This is a genomic window from Stagnihabitans sp., from assembly GCF_964946895.1.
The window spans coordinates 1-19,386 of sequence record NZ_CBBQHX010000055.1 but is presented as its reverse complement, the minus strand read 5'-3'; the positions used below and the strand labels follow the sequence as shown (position 1 = coordinate 19,386).

The window sequence follows — 19,386 nt, the reverse complement described above, 5'->3', positions numbered from 1 at the left end:
CATCATTCTTGAAACGCGCGGTCTGACCAAGCGGTACGGTGGCGTGCACGCGCTGGACGACGCCAACTTTACCCTGCGCGCCGGAGAGCATGTGGCCGTCGTCGGCGACAATGGTGCGGGCAAATCGACCTTCGTGCGCCAGATCACCGCAGTGGAGCAGCGCACGGCGGGGCAGATCTTCTTTGACGGCAAGGAAGTCAGCCATGCCGGCCCCCTCGACGCCCGCGAATCCGGGATCGAGACGGTGTTCCAGACCCTGGCCCTGGCCGACGATCTGGACGTGCCCTCGAACCTGTTTCTGGGGCGAGAGTTGTTCAAGTTCAAGCTGGGCCCCTTCTCGTGGCTCGATCGCAAGGCGATGCGCGAGCGCACGATGGAGGCTTTGAAGACCACGGCCGTCAAGATCCCGAACGTCGACAACCCGATCCGCAACATGTCGGGCGGTCAGCGGCAATGCGTGGCCATCGCGCGGACGGCGGCTTTCGCCTCCAAGCTGGTGATCATGGACGAACCGACGGCGGCCCTGGGCGTGCAGGAAACCGCACAGGTGGAAAACATCATCCGCGGCCTGAAAGAGCGGGGTGTGCCGTTGATCCTTGTCAGCCACAACCTGCGGCAAGTGTTTGATCTGGTTGACCGGATCGTCGTATTCCGGCGTGGGCGGATCGTCGCCAGTCTGCGTCGAGATGAGACTGACGGCAACGATATTGTAAGCTACATCACAGGCGTAAAGGGCAATGCCGAAGGGGCATATGCCTGAAGAAAGGGAACTATCATGACTCTGCGTTTCGGGCTTTTGGGTGCTGGCCGTATCGGCAAGGTGCATGCCAAGGCTGTTACCGGGAATTCCAAGGCGAAACTGGTGGCCGTGGCCGATGCGATGGCCCCGGCGGCACAGGCAATTGCCGATCAATACGGCTGCGACGTGCGCACGATTGCGCAGATCCTGGCCGCTTCGGACATCGACGCCGTGGTGATCTGCACGCCGACCGACACCCATGCCGACCTGATCGAGCAGTTCACCAATGCCGGCAAGGCGGTGTTCTGCGAAAAGCCGATCGACCTGTCATTGGCCCGCGTGAAGGCCTGCCTGTCGGTGGTGCGCGCCAACAAGGGCACGCTGATGGTCGGTTTCAATCGCCGCTTTGACCCGCATTTCAAGGCGGTGCGGGCTGAGATTGACAACGGCACCATCGGGGATGTCGAGATGGTGACGATCACCTCGCGCGATCCCGGCGCACCGCCGCTGGATTATATCGCCCGTTCGGGCGGGATCTTCCGTGACATGACGATCCATGACTTTGACATGGCCCGCTTCCTTCTGGGCGAAGAGATCACCGAAGTGTCCGCGATGGCGGCAGTTCTGGTCGATCCGGCGATTGGCAAGGCTGGGGATTCCGACAGCGTTCAGGTCATGCTGAAGACGGCAACCGGCAAGATGGCGGTGATTTCGAACTCGCGTCGCGCCACCTATGGCTATGACCAGCGCATTGAAGTGCATGGTTCCAAGGGTGTCGTGTCGGCGGAAAATCAACGCCCGGTGTCGATCGAAGTGGCAACCGGTGCGGGCTATACCCGTCCGGCGCTGCATGACTTCTTCATGACCCGCTACACCGAGGCCTATGCCGCCGAAATCGCGGCCTTCATCGACGCGGTTGGCGCGAAGAAAGCAGCGGCTCCGTCCGGTGAGGATGGTTTGCTGGCGCTGGCTTTGGCAGAAGCGGCCTTGCTGTCGGTCAAGGAAGGCCGCAGCGTGAAAGTGTCGGAAGTCACTGCCTGACAGGTTGCTCCCTTTCAGGACTGATGGCGCGGGGGAAACCCCGCGCCTTTTTTCAATTGGTGATCAGCAGGTAGCTCGCTGGGGCCGTGCCGTCGTTGGTGACCGTGACGCGGTAGCTGGCGCTTGCCTTTGGCAGAATGCCACACAGGGCCTCAGCGCTGGCCGAAGCATCTGCACAAACCGGATTTCCCGCCGCATCGGTGACCGTCAGAGTTAAATGCCCAGCTTGGGCGCCATCGTCGGTCAAATCGGCCGAAAGTCGCAAAAGTCCAACTTCACCGTAGCTTTCCCCGGCGAAAGGCAGGGCGAATGTTGTATTTCCCCCGGGCGACTGCACAAGAGATGTGACCTGCGCCACCGGTCCGGGCGGTGGCGTTTCGGATTCCGCATCGGCGATTACATCGCGCAGCAACTCTTTGTCGGGCACCATGGCACGCGCCTCGGCCATCATGGCGGCGGGGTTCAGCGCGCCGGGCAGCGGGGCGGATTGCGCGGGATCGGGCACCACGGCCGCGGCCGGGGCAGCGGTGCCTGAAGGATCTGCGGTTGCTGGCGGGTCTTCCTTGGCCTTGTCCTTCTTGCCTTTGGGCTTCTTGTCAGCCTCGGGCACAGGCTTGGGCAGTGGCTCTGCCACCCCCCTTGTTACCACCTGCAGGGTTACACCCTGCATCAACCGCGCCGCGGCCAGCACCAGAAGCGGATCGCGCGCGGACTGCCCCAGAAGATAAAGCCGGTGCGCCTCGATCAGGCGGGCCACGGCGGTGGTTTGGCCGCCGAGCGGGGGCGGCGTGCCCTCGGCGAAGGCGGGCAGGGCCAGAAGGGCCAGGAACAAGGGCAGGCGCATGGGGTCTCCTTTGGCCCCATGGTGTCGGAATTGCCCGGAAAAGAGAAGCGCCCTTCCGCTGGCCGCGCCGTTGGGGTTAACTCGGCGCATACCAAGGAGCCTGAAATTGCAGATTGCCCCCCGCACCCGAGAGATACTGTCGCGCCTGATCGCCTTCGACACCGTCAGTTCCAAGCCCAACATGGCCTTGATGGACTACGTTCAGGGCCTGTTGGCCGAGGCCGGGATTGCCAGCACGCTGTTGCCCGACCCGGCAGGGGGAAAAGCCAACCTCTACGCCTCGACCGGGCCCGGAGAGGGCGGTGTCATGCTGTCTGGGCACACCGATGTCGTACCGGTTGAGGGGCAAGCCTGGACCCATCCGCCCTTTGCCCTGACAGAGGCCGACGGGCGGCTTTACGGGCGCGGCACGGCGGACATGAAGGGCTTTTGCGCGGCGGCGATTGCCACGATGATCGCGGCCGCAAGCCGCAAGCTGGCGGTACCGCTGCACCTCGCCCTGTCCTATGACGAAGAGATCGGTTGCATGGGGGTGCGCTCTTTGATCACGATGCTGGAGGGGGCCCCGGTCCGCCCCCGGTTCTGCATCGTTGGAGAGCCTACGGCGATGCAGGTGGCCACAGGGCACAAGGGCAAGGTGGCGCTCCGGGCGACCTGCACGGGCCGCGAGGGACATTCGGCCCTGGCACCGCTGGCGCTGAACGCCCTGCACCTGGCGGCGGATTTCATAAATGCGGTCAGGGACTTGCAGGCCGATGTGGCAGCACACGGCGTCCAGGATGGCGACTATGACGTGCCCTATACCACGGTGCATGTCGGCAAGATGTCGGGCGGGGTGCAGGTCAATATCGTGCCGAACGCCGCCGTGCTGGATTTCGAAATCCGATCGGTCGCCGAAGATGACCCGCTGGTGCTGATCGACCGCCTGCGGGCTGCCGCGGAAGCGATCTGCGCGCCGTTGCGGGCAAGCTTCCCGGAAGCCGCGATCACGATTGAACGGCTGTGGGATTACCCGGGGCTTGGCACGCCCGCGGATGCCAAGGTGGTGAATTTCGTCAAGGGGCTGACCGGGGCGAACGGCACGATGAAAGTGGCGTTCGGCACTGAAGGCGGCCTTTTTGACGCGCGGCTGGGAATTCCCACCGTGATCTGCGGCCCGGGTTCGATGGCGCAGGGCCACAAGCCGGACGAGTTCGTCAGCGTCGAACAGATGGCGCGCTGCGGGGCGATGATGGCAGCGCTGCTGTCCCGTCTGGAAGCGGGGTTCTGATGGCGGTCACGCTGACCTCGCTGTCCGATCTGGCGGCCTTGGGCTTTGATACGATCATCGATGCGCGCGCGCCCGCCGAATATGCCGAGGATCATCTGCCGGGTGCCATCAGCCTGGCCGTGTTGAATGACGAAGAGCGGGCGCGGGTCGGCACGATCTACAAGCAGGTCTCGCCCTTCACCGCCCGCAAGTTGGGGGCAGCGCTGGTGTCGCGCAACGTGGCGCGCCATCTGGAAGACAGCCTGGCGGATAAGCCGGGCGGCTGGCGGCCCTTGGTCTACTGCTGGCGCGGCGGGCAAAGATCGGGAAGTTTCGCACTGATCCTCAGCCAGATCGGTTGGCGGGTTGAAACGATTGCCGGCGGTTACAAGGCGTGGCGGGCGATGGTCGTCAAGCAATTGTATGACACCCCGGTGGCCGCCAAGGTGGTGGTGCTGGACGGCAATACCGGCACGGCCAAGACAGCCGTTCTGGCCTTGCTGAAGGCGCAGGGCATTCAGGTGATTGATCTGGAAGGCCTGGCGCGGCATCGGGGCTCGTTGTTCGGGCACTTGCCGGGCGGGCAGCCCTCGCAAAAGGCGTTTGAAGGCGCGCTGGCGATGGAACTGTCCCAGCTTGACCCGGCGCGCCCGGTGGTGGTTGAGGCGGAAAGCGCCAAGGTTGGCAATCTGCGCCTGCCGTCGCATCTGTGGGCGGCGATGCGCGTCGCCCCGCGCGTGATCGTCTCGGCGAGCCTGCCTGAACGCGCGCGCTATCTGACCCGCGCCTATGCTGACATTGTGGCGGACGGTGACCGGCTGGTGCAGGTGATCGGCCAGTTGCGTCAATCCCATTCGCGCGAGACGATCGAGGCTTGGTCGGCTTTGGCCGCCGCAGCTGCCTTCGAGGAGCTGGCCTGCGACCTGATGCAGGTCCATTACGACCCGCGGTACGAAAAACACCGGGCGCGGATGGCGGTGCCCTCGGTGACGGTCGAGGCGCCCAGTCTGGAAGAGGCCGCACTGGATGTCTTGGCGCTCCGGGTTGCCGACGCGGTGGCAGACCTCGCCCGCTGACATGGGCAGATTGCTCCCCCCTTGTCATTTGCTCCTTTCGAAATACTCCGGTGGGGCTCGGGGAGGCTGGCCTCCCCGCCCGTCAGCCGGCGACCGGCTGGGGCGCCAGACGGATTTCCACCGGACCGGCCAGAACCTGCCCGATGAGCGCGGCGCGGGCGTCACCTGTGGCGTGAAGTTGCGCGATCAGGTCTGACGCCAGGTGCTGCGGCACGGCGGCCAGCAAGCCGCCGCAGGTTTGCGGATCAAACAGCAGTGCCCCGCGTGGCGTGGCCAGACCCTCGCCACGGATGCGGCCCAGCAAGGCCGCGCGGTTGGCGGGGGCGAGGGAGGACGCTTGACCGGCACGGGCCAGCGCCTCGGCTCCCGTCATCACGGGGACGGCGTCCAGCCAAAGTTGGGCACTGCAGCCAGAAGCCTGCATCATTTCAAATAGATGGCCCGCAAGGCCGAAGCCGGTGATATCCGTCATCGCATGGGCCTGCGGTGACAGCAGGCGTGCGGCCGTGGCCAGAGGGCGCAGCATATGGCGGAAGCAATCGGCCACCACCTCACCCAGCATGGCGTCGGGCAGGCGGGCCATGGCCATTTCGGCGGCGAGGACGGTGCCCGAACCGATCGGTTTGGTCAGGATCAGCGCATCGCCGGGACGGGCACCACCTTTGGCGATCGGGCGCACGGCGGTGCCAGTGACGGTGAAACCCAAGGTCAATTCGGCCCCTTGGCTGGTGTGACCGCCCACCACATCGGCCCCTGCGGCGGCAAAGACCTCGGCGGCGGCCATCATCACCTCTGCCAACGTGCGGTTTTGCAGGTCGGGCGACAGCCGCGGCAGGATGATCTGGGCCAGCGCCACCTGCGGCTCCGCCCCCATCGCCCAGATATCGCCAAGCGCGTGGAGTGCGGTCAGGCGGGCCATCAGGTGCGGGTCGTGGGTAAAGCTGCGCAAGTGGTCGGTTGTCAGGACCTGCACGCCGGTTGGCGTTCGCAGGATGGCGGCATCGTCGCCCGCGCCGGCCAAAACCTCGGGCCGCAGCGGGCGGGGCAGGGCTGCCACCATCGCCGACAGCCCCGCAGCGCCCACCTTGGCCCCGCAACCGCCGCACAAGGGCTTGTCCCCCACCGCTTCAGCCAGACCCAAAACGCCGGGCACCGGCAAAACGGGCTGCGCCATCGCGGGGTAGTTCTCGAATTTCGCCATGAATTTCCGGTCGATGCGGTCTTTCAGGCGCCAAAGCCAGGCCCCCCCGGCGCGCAGGCCCCATTTGTCAGCCAAGGCCGATTGCCGGCCCAGCGAGATCAGCTTGAGGTAGTCCTTCTGCGGTTGGTAGGTCCGCAAGGGCTGATCGGTCAGGCTGGCGCGCAGGTTGTCAAACAGCGCGGGCGCGGCCCGAACGGCAAAGACGCCGGCCTTGGGGCGCGGGGCGTGGGACAGGTCAGCGCAATCCCCAACAGCGAAGATGTGCGGATCGGAGCTGCGCAGCGTCGCGTCAACCGTGACATAGCCGTCGTGCAGGGCCAGCCCGGTTTTGGCCAGCCAGGCCTGCGGTCGCGATCCTGCCACTGTCAGCGTGAAGTCCGAGGGAAGGCGGGAACCGTCCTGCAGAACGACGCCGCCAGGCTCCGCCGCGATGGGGTGGGCTGCGACCTGGACGGTCACCCCCTGCGCGGCCAGTGCGGCCAGCAGTCCGAGACGACTTTTCGCGGACATCAGCGGCAAAAGGTCGGCGCCGCGTTCGACCAGGGTCACCTGCGGCAGCGCCCCGCCTTGCCGCAGACGGTGGGCAGAGGCGAGGGCCAGTTCCACCCCGCCGACGCCACCGCCGATCACCACCACACGGGGACGGGGCAGGCCACGGGTCACAAAGTCCTGCCACGCTCGGGCATAGGCGCCCAAGGGTTTGGCGGACAAGGTATTTTCTGAAAATCCGGGTAGGTCTGGCAGATCGGAGCTGATGCCGATGTCAAGGCTGGCAAGGTCATATGGCAGCGGCGGGCGGCCTTGCAGCAGCACCGATTTCGCGGCCCTGTCGAGCCCCACCACGCGGTCAAGGATCACCCGGGCGCCCGCAAACCGGCCAAGGCGGACAAGGTCGATCAGGATATCCTCGCGCCGGTAATGCCCGGCGATCAGGCCGGGCAACATGCCGGTATAGGGCGCCACCGGATCGGGGTTGATCACGGTCAGGCGCACTCCGGGCAGGGGGTTCATCCCCCACATCCGCAGCACAAGCGCATGGGCATGACCGCCACCGATCAGCACAAGGTCCTTGACGAGGGGCAGGTCTTGCATCGGGTCTCCTTCGGCGGTGACCCTAGCTTGCGCGGGCGTGGGAGGGAACAGGCGTTGCAAGGCTGCACCCCTTGGTCTAGCCATGTGGGCATGACCCAGCGCCAGAGGATCGAGGTCAAGCAGACCCTGCGGCTGAAGCTCTCGACCGGGCTTCGGGCCTCGATTGCCATGCTGCGGCTGGATGCCGCCGGGTTGGCGCGGCATCTGGAGGAGCAGGCGGCCGAAAATCCGGCGCTGGTGCTGGTGCCCCCCACCCCGCGCGACTGGCTGCCGCGTTGGACCGGGGTGCTGCCCGGGGCCGGGCACGCCCATCTGGCCGAGGTGGTGGCGGGGCCGGGGCCAAGCCTGATGGCCCATGTCAGCGCCGAGATCGACCGCCGGATGAAGACCCCCGAAGACCGCCGGATTGCCCTTGCCCTGGCCGAGGCGCTGGCGCCGACCGGATGGCTCGACCGGCCGTTGCTGGAGATTGCCCGCGGCCTGGGCTGCCGGCAGACCGAGGTGGAGGCGGTGCTTTACCGTTTGCAAGAGATTGAACCGGTTGGACTTTTCGCCCGTGACCTAGGCGAGTGCCTGAAGTTGCAGGCGCAGGAAGCCGGGCTTTACGACAAGGCCATGAAAGTGGTTCTGGGTCACCTTGACCTGTTGGCGCGTGGCGAGACAGGGCGGATCGCCCATCTGGCCGGGGTGTCAGAGGCCGAGATCCTGCGCCGCTTCCGTCTGATCCGCACGATGAACCCCAAGCCCGGCACCGCCTTCGACCCACTGATGGCCGAAACGCTGCGCGAACCTGACGTGCTTGCACGCAGGCGCCCGGACGGCGATTGGGACATCACATTGAACGGCAGTGCCTTGCCTGACCTGCGCATCTTGGCCGACGGACCGCCCGAGGCACGGGCCGCCGCCCGGGTGCTGGACCGGATGGTCTTGGCGCGCAATGAAACTTTGCTGCGGGTCGGGGCCGAGGTGCTGCGGCGTCAGCGCGCCGCGCTGGAACGGGGTCCCGGGCACCTGCAACCCATGACCATGGCCGACATCGCCGAAACTTTGGACCTGCACGAAAGCACGGTCAGCCGGGTGGTCGCAGGGACGTCAGTCGACACGCCGCACGGGGTGTGGTGGCTGCGGCAACTGTTCAGCGGGGCGATTGGCGGCGAGGCCGTCTCGGCCGCCGGAGTGCGCGATCTGCTGGCGCGCAAGATCGCCGGGGAAGCCGCCTCGGCGCCGCTGTCGGACGAGGCTTTGGCCCAAAGCCTTGCGGCGGACCTGGGCGTGGTGGTGGCGCGCAGAACGGTGGCCAAGTACCGGGGCATGCTGGGCATCCCCCCGGCACATCGACGCAGGCAGCGCTGAGGCCCACGATTTTTCTACGAAAAATCAAGGCTGCGCCCTTGCGATGCAAGGCCAGCCGCCAAGGCCCGATCGTCCGCGGAAAGACCGGGGGTGACTATTCCTCGACCTTCATGACGATCTTGCCGATGTGGCCGGGCGCCTCGATCCGCCAATGGGCGGCGGGGGCCTGCGGCAGCGGGTATTCGCTGTCGATCACGACTTTGAACTTGCCCGCCGCAATCATCGGCCAGACATGCGCCTCAACCTCGGCGGCGATTCGGGTCTTGGCCAGGTCGGACTGCGGGCGCAGAGTGGAACCGGTGAGTGTCAGACGGCGCATCATCAGTTCGGAAAAGTTGACCTCGACCTTGGGGCCTTGCAGGAAGGCGATCTGCACCAGACGCCCGTCATCGGCCAGGGTCTTGAGGTTTTGTGGTAGGTAAGGGCCGCCGACCATGTCAAGGATCAGGTCCGCGCCACCCATCTTGCGCAGGATGTCGCCCCAATCCTGCGACCGGTAGTTGAGGCCGCGTTCCGCCCCGAGCCCTTCGCAGAACCGGGCCTTCTCATCGCTGCCGGCGGTGGAAAAAACCCGTGCCCCCAAGGCCTTGGCGATCTGGATGGCGGTCACACCAATCCCGGAGGTGCCGCCGTGGACGAGGAACCTTTCCCCAGCTTTCAACTGGCCGCGCATGACGACATTGGACCAGACGGTAAAGCAGGTTTCAGGCAGGCAGGCCGCCTCGCGCAGCGAGAGGCCGGCGGGGATCGGCAGGGCGTGACCCTCTGCACAAGCGGCGTATTCGGCGTAACCGCCGCCGGGCAAAAGGGCGCAGACCTTGTCACCGATCTGCCAGCGGGTGCAACCCGGCCCCAGCGCCACCACGGTGCCCGAACATTCCAGCCCCGGCAGGCGGCTGGCGTTGGCCGGCGGGGCATAGGCCCCGGCGCGTAGCAGGGCGTCGGGACGGTTGACGCCAGCATAGGCCACACGGATCACGATTTGGCCATGTCCCGGTACAGGCACCGGCATCGAGCAGGGTTGCAGCACGTCAGGGCCGCCGGGGGCGGCTATTTCCATCGCGAGCATGGCGTGGGACATCGTCATCGTCAGAAGCCTTTCGTGCTGTGACCCGGCAGGTCATGCGCCGGTTGTGGGGCATGGATCCTTTCCAAAAGTTTGAAAGGACCCGACAAAAGCGCCTTGCCGAGCGGATTTTCCCGGAAGGCTGCCTTGGTCTTCTCAAACGCCATCACATTCGCGATCCGGCGGTCAAGGAAATCCCAGGTCGCGGCATGACCTTCGGTGTCATCGCCCAGCCAGTACAGGACCGTCGACGCGTAAACCGCGGAAAGCGTGACCCTTTTGGAATACCAGCTCACGTCCTGCGAGGTGTCGCCAAGCGCGGTCCAGATCGCATCCGCCGTGCCCCAGATGGCTTTGGCGCCATCAGCGGCATGTTGGGGCAGGGCGAACAGGGCAGAGCCGCGCCGGACCACCTCGCGGTCGGCCCCTTCCAGACGCAGACGGATGGCATGGGCTACCTTGTCGCGGAAACGCAGCGGGGAAAGATCACTGGCGGCAAGGGTTTCGACCATGCGACGATCGCCCAGATGGTGATAGGCCTGCGCCAGATCGACGCCGCCGCGCGGCACCAGCGCATGGGCAAGGCCCGACGCCAGTCCCGAATCAGCGATGGCATCACGCAGGGCCGTATCCGACCAGCCTTCGAAGGCGACATGCGGAAGCGCGGCTTCCACAAGCGTTTTCAAGGCCTTATCCCGGTTCACTTCAGCTTCCATCACCCGCACTCCCAAGGACTTGTGGACAAGCGTCGCAGGCTTTGTTATGGGCCGCGAGCCTGCACATCTAGTGCAACTCTAACTTAGGAAGGTGGTGACAACCACATGCAGGTCAGCGTCCGTGACAACAACGTCGAGCAAGCCCTTCGGGCCCTCAAGAAAAAGCTCCAGCGCGAAGGCGTGTTCCGCGAAATGAAGCTCAAGCAACATTTCGAGAAGCCCTCCGTCAAAAAAGCGCGCGAGCAAGCCGAAGCCGTCCGCCGTGCAAGGAAACTTGCGCGCAAGAAGCTTCAGCGTGAAGGCGGCGTCTAAGCTTAGGCTTGAACGCAGCCGGTCTTGAGAAAGGCCGACGCCAAACGAACACTGGGGCAGCGATGCCCGCCGATTGACCCCCGTCCGCAAGGCCGGGGGTTTTTCATTAAGATCGTCCGCCAATATCTTGATGGTATTATATTAATCTTGAAAATAGCGGCGGAACTGACCTGTGTCTTCCTTTGGTCTTCCTTTTGTCTTCCTGGCGTGAAGACCGCCTCTTCCGCTTGGGAACCGTGCTGCGCTTGAAAGCGGCCCCTTGATTCGGCCCTCCGGACGGCTTCAACCGGCGGTAGAGGGGGATGGTCGCCCAATTTCCGGGCATCTTCATTTTTTCCCAGCCAGACTGATGTATTTGAGCGGCCACGGCCGGCGAATGAGCCTAAGGGAGGTCCGGTATGTGCTTTAGGACCCGTTCGTCACGGCACTTTTGAAAGGCATCCCATGCTTATCCGGTTTGGCTACGACATCACCGTCTCGGTGGCGCAGGACACGCCCCTTGTGTTCATGATGTCCGTCCGCGACGAGCGGCTTGACGACTTGCGGATCCAAGGGGCGGTCCAGACCACGCCGCAGGTTCCGACCTCGGTCTATCGCGATTTGTTTGGCAACACCTGCCGGCGGGTCGTGGCCCCGGCGGGCCTGTTCAGCCTGCGCAGCGATTGCACGATCGAGGGCAGCGCCTTGCCCGATCAATACAAGCCCTGGCTGCGGGAAACACCGGTGACCGATCTGCCGGACGCGGTGCTGATGTATCTGTTGGGCAGCCGCTATTGCGAGACCGACCGGCTGAGCCAGTTCGCCTGGGACACCTTCGGACAGGTGCCGCCGGGCCATACGCGGGTGCAGGCGATCTGCGATTATGTGCACAACCACATCACCTTCAACTACATGAACGCGCGGGTGACGCGGACGGCTTATGAGGGTTGGCAGGAACAGACCGGGGTTTGCCGGGATTTCGCACATCTGGCGATCACGCTGTGCCGCTGCATGAACATTCCGACGCGCTACGTGAACGGCTATCTGGGGGACATCGGGGTGCCGGTGACCGGGCCGATGGATTTCGCGGCCTGGATGGAGTGCTATCTGGACGGCAACTGGCACACCTATGATGCACGCAACAACAAGCCCCGGATCGGGCGGATTGTTGTGGCCTATGGCCGCGATGCGGCGGATGTGCCGCTGATCCACTCGTTCGGGCCGCATGTGCTGCAGAAGTTCGAGGTCTGGACGGATCTGGTGACCTGAGGGCACGAATTTTCGTACGAAAATTCTGGGACGCGAATTTTCGTACGAAAATTCGGGTGTGTCAGACGGACAGCGCGGTGGTTTGCACCACGGTGCGCAGGGCGAAGCTGGATTGCATCTGCCGCACGCCGGGCAGACGGGCGAGGTAGCGGCGGTGGATGCGGGCGAAATCCTCGGTATCTTCGGCCATGATCTTGATCAGATAATCGGCCGAGCCCGCCATCAGATGGCATTCGAGGATGTCGGGGACCTTGGCCACCTCGCGTTCAAAAGCATCCAGCAGGTCTTCGGCTTGGGATTGCAGGGTGATTTCAACAAAGACGGTGGTGGGTTTGCCCATCTTGCGGGCATCCAGAAGGGCCACATAGGCGGCGATATAGCCATCCTCCTCCAGTCGCTGCACGCGGCGGTGGCAGGCCGAGGGCGACAGGTTCACGCGTTCGGACAGCTCTGCATTGGTGATGCGGGAATCCTTTTGCAGGACGCCAAGGATGCGACGGTCGATTGCGTCAAGCGTCTCTGCCATGGGAAATCCTTTCGTGAGGGGACGGTTCAGCGGGATATTCTACCAATTCTGGGCTTTCCTGCCAGTGAAAACTCAATCCTTCTGCGGCGAATCTGCGCCAAGCTGATCCCAACGCCCATGGGAGAGAGCACATGAAAATCGGTTGCCCGAAAGAAATCAAACCGCAGGAATTTCGCGTCGGCATGACGCCCAACGCCGCGCGCGAGGCGGTGAACCGGGGCCATCAGGTCGCGGTGGAAACCCAAGCCGGGATTGGCGCGGGCTTTGCGGATGCCGATTATGTGGCGGCGGGGGCCAAGGTTCTGGGCACGGCGGAAGAGGTCTTTGCCTGGGCCGAGATGATCGTGAAGGTCAAGGAGCCGCAGCCGGTGGAACGCAAGCGCCTGCGCGAAGGGCAGGTTCTGTTCACCTATCTGCATCTGGCGCCCGATCCCGAGCAGACGGCGGATTTGCTGGCCTGTGGCGTGACGGCGATTGCCTACGAGACGGTGACGGATGATCGCGGCGGCTTGCCCTTGCTGGCGCCGATGTCGGAAGTGGCGGGGCGGCTTGCGCCTCAGGTCGGGGCCTGGACCTTGCAGAAGGCCAACGGCGGGCGGGGCGTGCTGTTGGGGGGCGTGCCCGGTGTGCTGCCGGCCAAGGTGCTGGTGATTGGCGGCGGCGTGGTGGGCACCCATGCCGCTAAGGTTTCGGCCGGGATGGGGGCGGATGTGACGGTGCTGGACCGCTCGGTCAATCGGCTGCGCTATCTGGACGATGTCTTTGGCGGCCAGTTCAAGAATGGCTATGCCGATGCGGCGACCACGATCGAGCTGGCGCGGGCGGCCGATCTGATCATCGGCGCGGTGCTGATTCCGGGGGCCGCGGCGCCAAAGCTGATCTCGAAGGCGCAACTGTCGGAGCTGAAGCCGGGGGCGGCGCTGGTCGATGTGGCGATTGATCAGGGCGGGTGTTTTGAGACCAGCCATGCCACCACCCATCAGGACCCGATCTATGCGGTCGATGGCATCATGCACTATTGCGTGGCCAACATGCCGGGCGCGGTGGCGCGGACCTCGACACTTGCCTTGGGCAACGCGACCATGCCTTTCATGCTGGCCTTGGCCGACAAGGGCTGGAAGAAGGCCTGCGCGGAGGACAAGCACCTGCTGGCGGGGCTCAACACCCATGCGGGCAAGCTGACCTATGCGGCGGTGGGCGTGGCGCTTGGGTTGCCCACGATCCCGGCTGCGGAAGCCCTGAACCTCTGATGCTCCTCCCCGAGGATGTCTGCGGGCGGCCTTCGGGTCGCCCGTTTTTTTCGGCACGAGGACGTGTGGCGCTGCTGTTCAAGGGCTGGGAGTTTATTCGTACCTTGCGCAAGAGCCGGCGTTATTTCGGTGTCGCCTCGGCTGGTTACGCGGCCTTGCATGGGATGGCCCATGTCTTGGGCGAAGCCAGTTTGACCCGGCTTCTGGCGCAGGCGACCGAGCCTGCCTCTGGCGGCCTTGGCGCGGCTTTGGCGACCTTTGCCCCGCTGGTCGGGTTCCGGATCTGGTACGGGTATATCAGGCCAGGCCCGCAGAGGCCGGTCCTGTAACGAAAAGGCCCCCGGTTGGGGGCCTTTTGCTGTGGGATCGCTTATTTCTTCAAGGTGACGAGGATTTCCTTCAGCACATCCAGCTCATTCGGGCCGGCCGGAACCGCGGGGGCGGGCGGCGCCTTGCGGATGGCGGCATCTTTCATCTTGTTCACGGCCTTGACCAAAAGGAAGACCACGAAGGCGATGATCAGGAAGTTGATGACAGCCGTGATGAACGACCCATAGGCGAAGACCGCAGCCCCGGCGTCGCGGGCGGCCTGCAGGCCTGCCCCGGCCGCAACAGTGCCCTTCAGGACAACATACATGTTGGTGAAATCGATCCCACCCAGGATCAGGCCGATGATGGGGTTGATAAGGTCGTCCACCAAGGACTTGACGATGGCGGTGAAGGCGGCGCCGATGATGATACCGACGGCGAGGTCCATCACATTCCCTTTTGCGATGAAATCTCTGAACTCTTTGATCATTCCACTGTTCCCTGCTTGAGCGGCGGCGCTTGGGCCTGCCGGTGTGACCCTGCGATATTGCGCAGGGCACTTTCGATATTGGCACAGGTCTTTCTCTTATTTAACGGGGAAAATTTACCTATGTTAAGCGCTGACAGACATAGGAGCGATACCATGCCCAGCCTTGCCGACTTTCCGATCACCCATCGCTGGCCGCCGCGCAACCCCGAGGCGATCCAGCTCTATTCCCTGCCCACGCCCAATGGCGTCAAGGTCGGCATCGCGCTGGAAGAGATGGGGCTGGACTATGATGCGCACCGGATCGACTTTTCGCGCAATGACCAGTTGAGCCCCGCGTTTCTGAGCCTGAACCCCAACAACAAGATCCCCGCCATCATCGACCCGCACGGGCCGGGTGGCAAACCCTTGGCGCTGTTCGAAAGCGGGGCGATCCTGATCTATCTGGCAGAGAAATCCGGCCAGTTCTTGCCGCCCGCCCATCGCTACGAGGTGCTGCAGTGGCTGATGTTCCAGATGGGCGGCATCGGGCCGATGGTCGGCCAACTGGGTTTCTTTCACGCCTTTGCCGGCAAGGAGATCGAGGATCCGCGCCCCAAGGAACGCTACCGCGCCGAGACTGCGCGGCTGTTGAAGGTGCTGGACAAGGCGCTGGAGGGTCGGGCCTGGGTGGCGGGGGACTATTCGATCGCCGACGTGGCGATTGGCCCGTGGCTGCGCGGTTTGCGTGATTTCTACAAGGTGGGCGACATTACGGGCCTGAATGACTGCCCGAATGTTGGAAAATATATAGACCGTTTCCTTGCGCGGCCTGCTGTCCAGCGCGGGTTGCTGGTTCCTTCGGCCTAACGGACGGCGTCAATCTCGGCCGTGGGCAGGGCGCAGGCCTTGACCGCGGCATCGCAGGGCCGGGGGGCCAGGTCCTTGGTCAGGCAGATGCGGACCTCGGTGATCCTTGTGCTGTCGCAGGTAACGGCCAGATCCTCGGCCTTGAGGGCCGGGTTGCTTTGCACGAACGCGTCCTGAAGCGCCTTGGGGGAAATCTGCTGGGTCTGGGTGATCTGCGCCAGCATCGGCGGCAGGGTCAGGGCGGTGTAGGCCTTGCGCATCAGCGCAAAGTAGGCGTCAGAGGCAAGGCCGGTGCAGCGGCCATGGGTCTTCCATTCATGCCAGGCAAGGCCGGCGCTGCCCATGATATCCTCCATCGCGGCGGTGTCACCGCGCGACGGGTCGCGGGCCGTGGTGGTGCACCCAGAAGGAAAGCCACCCGCGTCGAACTGTGGCCAAAGTCCGTGCAGGGAAAAGGTCAGCCCGTGCCGCGAGCATTCGGCAGCGCCTTGGGAATCACCCGTCTGGGCGCACCAATCAGGTGTCCAGGACAGCGCCAGCAGGTAGTAATCGAAGCTGCCGGGCTGTGTATTCTGGGCCTTTGCGGCCCCCGTCATCAGCAGGGAACAGAGCGCAAGGGCAATAAGGCGCATTTGGTACTTTCCTCTAACGAAAAATCTCACTATATCGGCCCGGACTTCCCCCTGAAAACGAGAAGATCGCGGCCCCCGGGTCGCAGCCGTTTTCCCGGCTTGGGAGAGATTTGTAAAGGAGTGATCCGATGTCAAAGCCGTTGATGTCCAAGGCCACCGCCGTCTGGCTGGTGGACAACACCACGCTCACATTCCGTCAGGTCGCTGATTTCTGCGGGATGCATGAGCTGGAAGTGCAAGGCATTGCCGATGGCGATGTGGCGACCGGCGTGAAGGGGTTTGACCCGGTGTCGAACAACCAGCTGGACGCGATTGAGATTGAGCGTGGTCAGAAGGACCCGCTGTACAAGCTGAAGCTGAAGTTCAACCAGTCTGCCGTGGGCGAGGAAAAGCGCCGTGGGCCGCGTTATACGCCCTTGTCCAAGCGGCAGGATCGTCCGGCGGCCATCCTGTGGCTGGTCAAGTTCCACCCGGAACTGTCGGATGGCGCGGTTGGCAAGCTGGTGGGCACCACCAAGCCGACGATTCAGGCGATCCGTGAACGGACCCACTGGAACATCGGCCAGATCACCCCGATCGACCCGGTGGCCCTGGGCCTGTGCAAGCAGTCCGAACTGGACACCGCCGTGCAAGCCGCCGCCCGCCGCAAGGCCGCCGAGGGTGTGGTGATGTCGGATGACGAACGCCGCAAGCTGGTGTCGACCGAGCAATCGCTGGGCATGCCGGACGAACCCAAGATGCCGTCGGGTCTGGAAGCCTTCACCCGGGTCGACAAGCCGACGCGCGAAGAAAAGCCGGCGGACTTCTCGGACGCGGACAGCTTCTTCAACCTGCCGCATGGCGATGACGATGACGAGGATGATGACGACCTGTAAGGCCGTCTGATCCGCCCGAGACCGCTAGGCCCGCGCACCGCTGCGCGGGCCTTTTTTTGGCCAAATTTTTCTGAAATCACCCTGCGTGAGGCACGCCGGACGGCATCACGCGGAAGGCTTCCGGGCTTTCCCTTTGGGAATCGCCGCCGTCATGTTAAAAATGCTCAATTGGTCTTTTGAATTGACGGAGTATTTATGTCCACGATTTTGGAAACCACCGATGCCCCCGGCTCCAGACTGACGCCCTACCAGATGTCGGCGGGGGATGAGTTTTGGGGAACCCTGGCGGCTGGCCAGCACGACTGGGTTGCGGTCACGCTGGAAGCGGGCAGCACTTACAGCTTTGGCGCGGTGGGTGTTGGTGTGCTGAATGCCGGGGTGACGGACCCCAAGATCATCCTGCACGGCGGTGACGGCCTGATCGTGGCGCGCGACGATGACGGCGGGCCGGGCAACTCGGCCGGGTTGACCTATATGGCGACCACGTCGGGCACCTATTACGTCGATGTTCAGGCGATGGCGAGTGGCGCGCAAGGCCAGTACGGGCTGTCGATGGCTTTGGGCGACAAGGTCAGCTACGGCGCGGAACTGGGTGCGGCGGAACTATATCGGCCCGGCGTTTCCTGGGCCCCGGCGGCGGCCACCGGCACGACGGTGACCTATGGGTTCCGGGGGGCCGGTCCGGCGCAGGATGCCGATGGCGTCGATGTGCCCTTTCACCGGGCCACGGCGGCGCAGATCACCGCCGTTGAGGCCGCCCTGGCAAATTACTCGGACATCGCCAACATCTCGTTCGAGCGGGTCAATCCGACCGGCTACACCAAGGCCGCGACCATTCTGGTTGGGCAATACACCTCGGACAGCGACGGGGCGGGGGCTTTCGCCAACTTTCCGGGCTCGGCGGCCAATGGGTCCAGCGATGGGGATTTGTGGCTGAACACCACCTCGGTCAGTGGCACGCGGCTGCCGCCGGGCAGCTACAGCGGCTTTGTGATGCTGCATGAATTGGGCCATGCGATGGGGCTGGACCATCCGGGCGACTATAACGCCGCCGCCGGGCTGAGCATCACCTACGCGCATGACGCGCAATTCCGCGAAGACAGCGCGCAATACACGGTGATGAGCTATTTCGACGCCACCGACACCCAGCCTGCGGCGCCGCACCATTATGCCCAGACGCTGATGATGTATGACATCTATGCCATCCAGCAGCTTTACGGGGTCAATCTGGCAACCCGGGCCGGCAACAGCGTCTACGGCTTTCACAGCAATGTCGGCGGGGTCTATGATTTCAGCACCAACCACACGCCGTTGTTGTGCATCTGGGATGGCGCCGGCACGGATAAGTTGGACGCTTCAGGCTTTGGCCGGCCGCAGACGATTGACATCAACGCCGGGCATTTCTCGGACATTGGCGGGTACAAGCAGAACGTCTCGATTGCCCTGGGGTGTGACATCGAGAACGCGGCGGGCGGGGCTGGGGCGGATTCGGTGATCGGCAACGATCTGGCCAACCGCCTGTTTGGCAATGGCGGCAATGACACGCTGATCGGCGGCGCCGGCAATGACACCTTGGCAGGCAACGGCGGGGCGGATGACTTCGTGTTCAGCGCGGGGTCGGGCAAGGACAAGGTTGTCGATTTCAGCATTGCCGCTGATGAACTGACCTTGGCAGCCTCGCTTTGGGGCGGGGTGGCGCAGACGGCCGAGCAGGTGGTGCAGGCCTATTCCCACCTGATCCACGGCCATGTCGTGCTGGCGTTCGGTGATGACGCGATCACGCTGCAAAGCCTGACCTCGGTCCTCGGGCTGGCGGCGCATATCGTGATCGACTGATCTGGCCTAGATGCCGCGCCGCGCGCGCAGGGCGGCGCCGATGGTGCCGTCATCCAGATAATCCAATTCGCCGCCGATCGGCACGCCCTGCGCCAGCGAGGTGATGCGGACGGCGGTGGGTTCCAGCGCGTCCGAGATGTAGTGGGCGGTGGTCTGGCCATCGACGGTGGCGTTGAGTGCGAGGATCACCTCGCGCACCGCCTCGTCCTGCACGCGCCGGACCAGTGCGGGGATGCGCAGCTGTTCGGGACCGATGGAATCGAGGGCGGACAGAGTGCCGCCCAGCACGTGATAGCGGCCCTTGAAGGCGCGCGAACGCTCCATCGCCCAAAGGTCGGCAATGTCTTCGACGATGCACAGTTCGCCCGTGGCGCGGGCGGGATCGGCGCAGATGGCGCAGAGGTCAGAGGTGCCGATATTGCCGCAGACCCGGCAGTCGCGGGCCGAGAGCGCCACGCCGGCGAGGGCCTGGGCGAGGGGGGCCATCAGCCCCTCGCGCCGTTTCAGCATGGCCAGCACGGCGCGGCGGGCCGAGCGGGGCCCGAGGCCCGGGAGGCGGGACATCAGGTCGATGAGGGCTTCGATGTCGCGCGGGGTTTCGGTCATTTCGGTGTCAGGCTTTCAGGGAGGGCGCTCTGCGGACCCGGCTGGGGGGGCTTCGCGCCCCCCCAGACCCCCCCGCGGG

General features: G+C 64.5%; 20 protein-coding genes. 12 read left to right on the top strand and 8 right to left on the bottom strand.

The window, feature by feature from the left end; translation table 11 throughout:
- The first annotated feature begins 1 nt into the window (after position 1).
- On the top strand, positions 2-760 hold the full coding sequence (locus AC1Y2B_RS21450; protein ID WP_482255171.1) for an ATP-binding cassette domain-containing protein: 759 nt from the start codon (positions 2-4) through the stop codon (positions 758-760).
- 15 nt (positions 761-775) lie between these two features.
- Positions 776-1,780: an inositol 2-dehydrogenase gene (gene iolG, locus AC1Y2B_RS21445; RefSeq protein ID WP_482255170.1), complete on the top strand. Its 1,005-nt coding sequence runs from the start codon at positions 776-778 to the stop codon at positions 1,778-1,780.
- Between the two features lie 52 nt (positions 1,781-1,832).
- On the opposite strand, the gene AC1Y2B_RS21440 is transcribed toward iolG, so the two are convergent.
- Positions 1,833-2,624, bottom strand: coding sequence for a hypothetical protein (locus AC1Y2B_RS21440; protein ID WP_482255169.1), 792 nt, complete (start codon positions 2,622-2,624; stop codon positions 1,833-1,835).
- A 106-nt stretch (positions 2,625-2,730) separates the two neighbouring features.
- Here AC1Y2B_RS21440 and argE point away from each other — a divergent pair, with 106 nt between their 5' ends.
- Complete coding sequence (gene argE / locus AC1Y2B_RS21435; protein ID WP_482255168.1) at positions 2,731-3,894, top strand: acetylornithine deacetylase; 1,164 nt, start codon at positions 2,731-2,733, stop codon at positions 3,892-3,894.
- Entirely contained in the window at positions 3,894-4,949 is a 1,056-nt protein-coding gene (gene mnmH, locus AC1Y2B_RS21430; RefSeq protein ID WP_482255167.1) for a tRNA 2-selenouridine(34) synthase MnmH, read from the top strand. The genes argE and mnmH overlap by 1 nt, the downstream gene beginning before the upstream one ends.
- 82 nt (positions 4,950-5,031) lie before the next feature.
- On the opposite strand, the gene selD is transcribed toward mnmH, so the two are convergent.
- Positions 5,032-7,242 carry a selenide, water dikinase SelD gene (gene selD, locus AC1Y2B_RS21425; RefSeq protein WP_482255166.1) on the bottom strand — a complete coding sequence of 737 codons (2,211 nt, stop codon included), beginning with the start codon at positions 7,240-7,242 and terminating at the stop codon, positions 5,032-5,034.
- A 90-nt stretch (positions 7,243-7,332) separates the two neighbouring features.
- On the opposite strand from selD, the gene rpoN reads away from it, so the two are divergent.
- Positions 7,333-8,595, top strand: a complete 1,263-nt coding sequence (gene rpoN, locus AC1Y2B_RS21420; protein ID WP_482255165.1) for an RNA polymerase factor sigma-54 — start codon at positions 7,333-7,335, stop codon at positions 8,593-8,595.
- 94 nt (positions 8,596-8,689) lie between these two features.
- Here the strand turns inward: rpoN and AC1Y2B_RS21415 are convergent, their stop codons facing one another.
- Together AC1Y2B_RS21415 and AC1Y2B_RS21410 are read right to left on the bottom strand one after the other, a co-directional pair.
- Entirely contained in the window at positions 8,690-9,676 is a 987-nt protein-coding gene (locus AC1Y2B_RS21415; protein WP_482255172.1) for an NAD(P)H-quinone oxidoreductase, read from the bottom strand.
- Between the two features lie 8 nt (positions 9,677-9,684).
- Positions 9,685-10,377: a COQ9 family protein gene (locus AC1Y2B_RS21410; RefSeq protein ID WP_482255164.1), complete on the bottom strand. Its 693-nt coding sequence runs from the start codon at positions 10,375-10,377 to the stop codon at positions 9,685-9,687.
- A gap of 105 nt (positions 10,378-10,482) precedes the next feature.
- On the opposite strand from AC1Y2B_RS21410, the gene rpsU reads away from it, so the two are divergent.
- Both rpsU and AC1Y2B_RS21400 read left to right on the top strand, forming a co-directional pair.
- On the top strand, positions 10,483-10,689 hold the full coding sequence (gene rpsU, locus AC1Y2B_RS21405; protein ID WP_482255163.1) for a 30S ribosomal protein S21: 207 nt from the start codon (positions 10,483-10,485) through the stop codon (positions 10,687-10,689).
- A 444-nt stretch (positions 10,690-11,133) separates the two neighbouring features.
- Positions 11,134-11,937: a transglutaminase-like domain-containing protein gene (locus AC1Y2B_RS21400; RefSeq protein ID WP_482255162.1), complete on the top strand. Its 804-nt coding sequence runs from the start codon at positions 11,134-11,136 to the stop codon at positions 11,935-11,937.
- Between the two features lie 61 nt (positions 11,938-11,998).
- On the opposite strand, the gene AC1Y2B_RS21395 is transcribed toward AC1Y2B_RS21400, so the two are convergent.
- On the bottom strand, positions 11,999-12,463 hold the full coding sequence (locus tag AC1Y2B_RS21395; protein ID WP_482255161.1) for an Lrp/AsnC family transcriptional regulator: 465 nt from the start codon (positions 12,461-12,463) through the stop codon (positions 11,999-12,001).
- Between the two features lie 131 nt (positions 12,464-12,594).
- Between AC1Y2B_RS21395 and ald the strand changes: the two genes are divergently transcribed.
- Complete coding sequence (ald, locus tag AC1Y2B_RS21390) at positions 12,595-13,713, top strand: alanine dehydrogenase (protein WP_482255160.1); 1,119 nt, start codon at positions 12,595-12,597, stop codon at positions 13,711-13,713.
- 65 nt (positions 13,714-13,778) lie between these two features.
- Positions 13,779-14,042, top strand: coding sequence for a hypothetical protein (locus AC1Y2B_RS21385; RefSeq protein WP_482255159.1), 264 nt, complete (start codon positions 13,779-13,781; stop codon positions 14,040-14,042).
- Positions 14,043-14,083: 41 nt separating this feature from the next.
- Here AC1Y2B_RS21385 and mscL read toward each other — a convergent pair whose 3' ends face one another.
- Positions 14,084-14,512, bottom strand: a complete 429-nt coding sequence (mscL, locus tag AC1Y2B_RS21380; protein WP_482255158.1) for a large conductance mechanosensitive channel protein MscL — start codon at positions 14,510-14,512, stop codon at positions 14,084-14,086.
- 153 nt (positions 14,513-14,665) lie between these two features.
- Between mscL and AC1Y2B_RS21375 the strand changes: the two genes are divergently transcribed.
- The gene (locus AC1Y2B_RS21375; RefSeq protein WP_482255157.1) at positions 14,666-15,358 is read left to right on the top strand and encodes a glutathione S-transferase N-terminal domain-containing protein; all 693 of its coding nucleotides are present in this window, start codon (positions 14,666-14,668) and stop codon (positions 15,356-15,358) included.
- Here AC1Y2B_RS21375 and AC1Y2B_RS21370 read toward each other — a convergent pair.
- The gene (locus tag AC1Y2B_RS21370; protein ID WP_482255156.1) at positions 15,355-15,990 is read right to left on the bottom strand and encodes a ribonuclease T2 family protein; all 636 of its coding nucleotides are present in this window, start codon (positions 15,988-15,990) and stop codon (positions 15,355-15,357) included. The genes AC1Y2B_RS21375 and AC1Y2B_RS21370 overlap by 4 nt on opposite strands.
- Before the next feature lie 128 nt (positions 15,991-16,118).
- On the opposite strand from AC1Y2B_RS21370, the gene AC1Y2B_RS21365 reads away from it, so the two are divergent.
- Both AC1Y2B_RS21365 and AC1Y2B_RS21360 read left to right on the top strand, forming a co-directional pair.
- Entirely contained in the window at positions 16,119-16,865 is a 747-nt protein-coding gene (locus AC1Y2B_RS21365; protein ID WP_482255155.1) for a DUF1013 domain-containing protein, read from the top strand.
- A gap of 195 nt (positions 16,866-17,060) precedes the next feature.
- Positions 17,061-18,701, top strand: coding sequence for a M10 family metallopeptidase C-terminal domain-containing protein (locus AC1Y2B_RS21360; protein ID WP_482255154.1), 1,641 nt, complete (start codon positions 17,061-17,063; stop codon positions 18,699-18,701).
- 6 nt (positions 18,702-18,707) lie between these two features.
- Here AC1Y2B_RS21360 and recR read toward each other — a convergent pair whose 3' ends face one another.
- Complete coding sequence (gene recR, locus AC1Y2B_RS21355) at positions 18,708-19,307, bottom strand: recombination mediator RecR (protein WP_482255153.1); 600 nt, start codon at positions 19,305-19,307, stop codon at positions 18,708-18,710.
- Positions 19,308-19,386: the final 79 nt, after the last annotated feature.

Excerpts from the sequence above, each read along its gene's own strand:
- iolG (WP_482255170.1), top strand. The coding sequence starts at position 776 with ATGACTCTGCGTTTCGGGCTTTTGGGTGCTGGCCGTATCGGCAAGGTG.
- AC1Y2B_RS21440 (WP_482255169.1), bottom strand. The coding sequence starts at position 2,624 with ATGCGCCTGCCCTTGTTCCTGGCCCTTCTGGCCCTGCCCGCCTTCGCC.
- mnmH (WP_482255167.1), top strand. The coding sequence starts at position 3,894 with ATGGCGGTCACGCTGACCTCGCTGTCCGATCTGGCGGCCTTGGGCTTT.
- selD (WP_482255166.1), bottom strand. The coding sequence starts at position 7,242 with ATGCAAGACCTGCCCCTCGTCAAGGACCTTGTGCTGATCGGTGGCGGT.
- rpoN (WP_482255165.1), top strand. The coding sequence starts at position 7,333 with ATGACCCAGCGCCAGAGGATCGAGGTCAAGCAGACCCTGCGGCTGAAG.
- AC1Y2B_RS21415 (WP_482255172.1), bottom strand. The coding sequence starts at position 9,676 with ATGTCCCACGCCATGCTCGCGATGGAAATAGCCGCCCCCGGCGGCCCT.
- AC1Y2B_RS21410 (WP_482255164.1), bottom strand. The coding sequence starts at position 10,377 with ATGGAAGCTGAAGTGAACCGGGATAAGGCCTTGAAAACGCTTGTGGAA.
- rpsU (WP_482255163.1), top strand. The coding sequence starts at position 10,483 with ATGCAGGTCAGCGTCCGTGACAACAACGTCGAGCAAGCCCTTCGGGCC.
- AC1Y2B_RS21400 (WP_482255162.1), top strand. The coding sequence starts at position 11,134 with ATGCTTATCCGGTTTGGCTACGACATCACCGTCTCGGTGGCGCAGGAC.
- AC1Y2B_RS21395 (WP_482255161.1), bottom strand. The coding sequence starts at position 12,463 with ATGGCAGAGACGCTTGACGCAATCGACCGTCGCATCCTTGGCGTCCTG.
- ald (WP_482255160.1), top strand. The coding sequence starts at position 12,595 with ATGAAAATCGGTTGCCCGAAAGAAATCAAACCGCAGGAATTTCGCGTC.
- mscL (WP_482255158.1), bottom strand. The coding sequence starts at position 14,512 with ATGATCAAAGAGTTCAGAGATTTCATCGCAAAAGGGAATGTGATGGAC.
- AC1Y2B_RS21375 (WP_482255157.1), top strand. The coding sequence starts at position 14,666 with ATGCCCAGCCTTGCCGACTTTCCGATCACCCATCGCTGGCCGCCGCGC.
- AC1Y2B_RS21370 (WP_482255156.1), bottom strand. The coding sequence starts at position 15,990 with ATGCGCCTTATTGCCCTTGCGCTCTGTTCCCTGCTGATGACGGGGGCC.
- AC1Y2B_RS21365 (WP_482255155.1), top strand. The coding sequence starts at position 16,119 with ATGTCAAAGCCGTTGATGTCCAAGGCCACCGCCGTCTGGCTGGTGGAC.
- AC1Y2B_RS21360 (WP_482255154.1), top strand. The coding sequence starts at position 17,061 with ATGTCCACGATTTTGGAAACCACCGATGCCCCCGGCTCCAGACTGACG.
- recR (WP_482255153.1), bottom strand. The coding sequence starts at position 19,307 with ATGACCGAAACCCCGCGCGACATCGAAGCCCTCATCGACCTGATGTCC.